3 protein-coding genes and 1 pseudogene are annotated in these 3,373 nt (G+C 55.4%); 1 reads left to right on the top strand and 3 read right to left on the bottom strand.

What is annotated here, in order from left to right:
* Positions 1–378: pseudogene (locus NW820_RS11270) on the top strand (DUF58 domain-containing protein); the annotation flags it as partial.
* Between the two features lie 103 nt (positions 379–481).
* On the opposite strand, the gene NW820_RS11265 reads toward NW820_RS11270, so the two are convergent.
* The 3 genes from NW820_RS11265 to NW820_RS11255 form a co-directional block, all read right to left on the bottom strand.
* The gene (locus NW820_RS11265; protein ID WP_414407523.1) at positions 482–1,441 is read right to left on the bottom strand and encodes a patatin family protein; all 960 of its coding nucleotides are present in this window, start codon (positions 1,439–1,441) and stop codon (positions 482–484) included.
* 64 nt (positions 1,442–1,505) lie between these two features.
* Positions 1,506–2,144, bottom strand: a complete 639-nt coding sequence (locus NW820_RS11260; RefSeq protein WP_414407522.1) for a histidine phosphatase family protein — start codon at positions 2,142–2,144, stop codon at positions 1,506–1,508.
* 59 nt (positions 2,145–2,203) lie between these two features.
* The gene (locus tag NW820_RS11255) at positions 2,204–3,172 is read right to left on the bottom strand and encodes an NAD(+) kinase (RefSeq protein ID WP_414407524.1); all 969 of its coding nucleotides are present in this window, start codon (positions 3,170–3,172) and stop codon (positions 2,204–2,206) included.
* Between the last annotated feature and the right edge of the window lie 201 nt (positions 3,173–3,373).

Raw genomic sequence — 3,373 nt, 5'->3', positions numbered from 1 at the left:
CGCTGGCAGCCCCAGAAAGAGAGGCCCGAGATCCATCGAGACAAGTTGGAGCGAGCTGTAGAGCGCTGTGCCGGGATCCTCTTCTACTTGATGCGAGAAGGTTACCCGGTAGCACTTGTTACGTTACAAGAGCGGACTCCTTTTGGGTCAGACCTGGCCCATCAAGATCACCTGCTGACCGTGTTGGCACGACTTACTTTTGTCGGGGATCCCCAGCTCAGCCCTCCACTGGAAAGAGAACCTGATCCCTCTGTCAAGTTTGACCTCACCCCTCAAGATCGCTGTGTGCTGCTGGCCCATCCCGACCAGGATGGAAAATCTGCCCCGGCCCATCTCATCCACACGGGATCGCTGTTGCAATTTATCCCAATTGAGTGAGCTTCAGGCCCATTTTGATAGCAGGATCCATCTGAGATTGTTTGGAAAGCTTGGGCGCAGATCCTTGCAAAGCTTTAGGTTAAACTGCTGAAGAAGTGGTGGTTCACTGCTCCAACTTTTGTCGCAATTCTGGAATGGCCCGCCGCATTTGTCGATAGCCCTCCTGAATAATCGGATCTGCTTGATGAAAATCGAAGATCCCATACTGGCTCAGCTTGGGTTGTAAGAGCAAATCCGGCGGATGTTCGGCTAAAACACTGCGGGTAACGATTTGCTCCATCACGTTCAACGTCTTGCCAATAACGTCGAAAATATTGGGACCAGAGGGCTCATCTGGAAACCATTGGCTAATTTTTTCTTGGATCCCTTGTTGTAGGGATTGATAGCGTTTGCGAATGCGGGTGATGAAGTTGGTTTCTTCTTCGATCACTTCTCCTTCAGCATTCAAGCGCTGTCGCCGTTGAAGGGTTTCTTCCACCTCTGTTTCTTCCAGTTGCGACTCCACATCCGCGGGATCCACATGGTTGAGATTGACCGCAACAACAACATCGGCCCCCATCTCCCGCACCACCCGCACTGGCACCGGGTTGACAATGCCCCCATCTCCGAGATAGCGCCCTTCGTGGTGAAAGGGAGTGAAAATTCCTGGGATAGAGATGCTGGCCCGCACGGCATCTGCCATTTTGCCCGAACGCAACAGCACCTCCTGGCCTGTGATCAAGTCGGTAGCCACACAGCAAAAGGGGATCCCGGCCTCTTCAATACACAGCTCTTGCAAATGTTCTGTCAGCAGCTCATAAATTTTGTTGCCATCCAGCAGGCCACAGGTGGGAAAGACCACATCAAACAAAGACAGGATCATCTTCCAGTTGAGATCTCGCACAAAGTCTTCCAGCTCATCCAGTTCTCCCGCTGCATAAATGGCTCCCACAAAAGCGCCAATGCTCGTCCCGGCAATATAATCAATGGGGATCCCGGCCTGCTCTAGAGCTCGAATCACACCAATATGAGCCCATCCCCTCGCTCCGCCGCTGCCCAGTGCTAATCCCAGTTTTTTGCCCATGATTGCTCCCTCAAAAAGAGACCCAAAAGACCTCAAGAATCCTAAACCTTGCTCCCTCTAACAATTAGGTACCTGCCCTTTCTCGCAGATCGGGAGGCAGATAGCTGCGTTCCCCCAAGATTTCCAGAAGAGGACCATAGCGGTCGAACTTGACCACGCTGACCGAGGCGGCCAAAACCTCAATGCGATCCCGGTAGCGGCCCAGGTCAATGCCCAGCAGGCTGCAGAGAATGACCCGAATTGTGGCTTTGTGGGAGACGATCAAGACGTTGCCATGGGTCCATTTTTCCTGGATCTCAGCCACAACCGGCATAGCCCGATTGGCAATTTGCACAGCGGTTTCCCCCCCTGGGGGCGCGTTCCAGGCTGGCTCGGTCATCCAGCGCCAATAGGCTTCTGGGTAGGCTTCTTGTGCCTCGGCGTGGGTTTTGCCCTCCCACTCGCCATAGTGAATTTCTCTTAGGCCCTCTCGAATCTGCATCTCCAAGCCAACTTTCTCGGCCAGGGGGCTTAGGGTAGCCAAGGCGCGCCGCATCGGGCTGACGTAGAGAGCTTGCCAAGGGATCCCAGCATAGGCTGCGGCAAAGGCTTCTGCCATTTGTTTGCCTTCGGGGGTGAGGTCGGGATCGAGAGCGCCGCAAAAGCTGCCGGAACGGCTGTAGGGAGTTTCTCCGTGTCTAAGGAGGTAAAGTCTCAGGCTCATGGGAAATATGCTTATGGGAGCGAACTTTGCCACTCTAGCTGCCCAACTTTAAGCTCTCCTTATCCCCCCTCGGGGCGGTGGTTGGTGGTGGGGATGTAGATGCGGCTGCCCGCCCACTGCAATTTTTCCCGCAGAGTGCGAAAGTAGGAGAGCTCTTTTTCCAGGATCATCAGCTTGGCCGGTGTAGGCGCTTGCTGAATGTGAACCCACTGGCCGGGATTCACCGACTGAGCCAACACGCCATCTGTCCACAGGCGGGTCAACCCTTCGGGATCGGCAAGAGGCCAAATGTCCACCCTGGCTGTGCCGCTGATGACAATAGGACGGCTGGACAAACTCAGGGGACAAATAGGGGTGATGATGATGGCGTCGAGGGTGGGCTCGAGGATGGGGCCATTGGCTGCCAGAGTGTAAGAGGTGGATCCCGTCGGTGTGGCCACCAGCACGCCATCCCCGTGGTACTGATCCAAAATCTCTCCGTTTACCTCGATCTCCATGATCGCGGCAGGCAGCCGTTCTCGGTTGATTGGCTTCAGGCAGATCTCATTGAGGGCATAGTAGACTTCGCTGGCCGGACGGCCTTGCGACTTTCCCTCTCCACGGGCGGCCAAGGGATCCCCTTGCCCCAACTGCGGCTGTTCCCAAATCTGGGCTTGCAACATCATGCGGGCTTGCAAGAAAAAATCCCCTGCCTGAATGCGATCCCAGGGATCCTGTTGCAGCACCCGCTCCGACTGGGCCAAAAACCCCAGCCTACCCCCCACTTTGACTGGCAAAATCGGGATCCCATAGGAGGCTAGGTATCGTGCCGCCGCCAACACCGAGCCATCTCCCCCCAGCACCACTGCCAGATCGATGGGATCCGAGGTGGCCTCCAAAAAGACTGGGTAGGGGTTGTGGTGCAAGCCGGTGGGAGCTGTCAACACCGTAACACCGCGCCGGCGCAACTGCTCCGCACACCTCTGGCAGGCGGCTTTGCTCTCCCGATCCCCCTCTTTGTAGGCAATCACCACCAAGCCCAAGTCCATGGTCAACCTCATCAAGGGATCCCTGTCGATTGTCCCCTTCTTCAGACTGGGGATTGCTCAGGATAATCCAGACTATCCCCCCCAAAGTTAACCAGAAAATGTTCTCTTGGACGGTGAAACCGATCACCGCAGCTCTCCCTTGAGCGTCACTGCCCCCGCCAGAGCTTTCTTCTACAACTTTTAAGTAACAGTTAAGTAAAT

The organism is Synechococcus sp. R55.7 (genome assembly GCF_047461955.1).
GTDB lineage: Bacteria > Cyanobacteriota > Cyanobacteriia > Thermostichales > Thermostichaceae > Thermostichus.
Note: the sequence above shows the minus strand (reverse complement) of the source record. Positions and strands in the feature narration are given on the sequence as shown.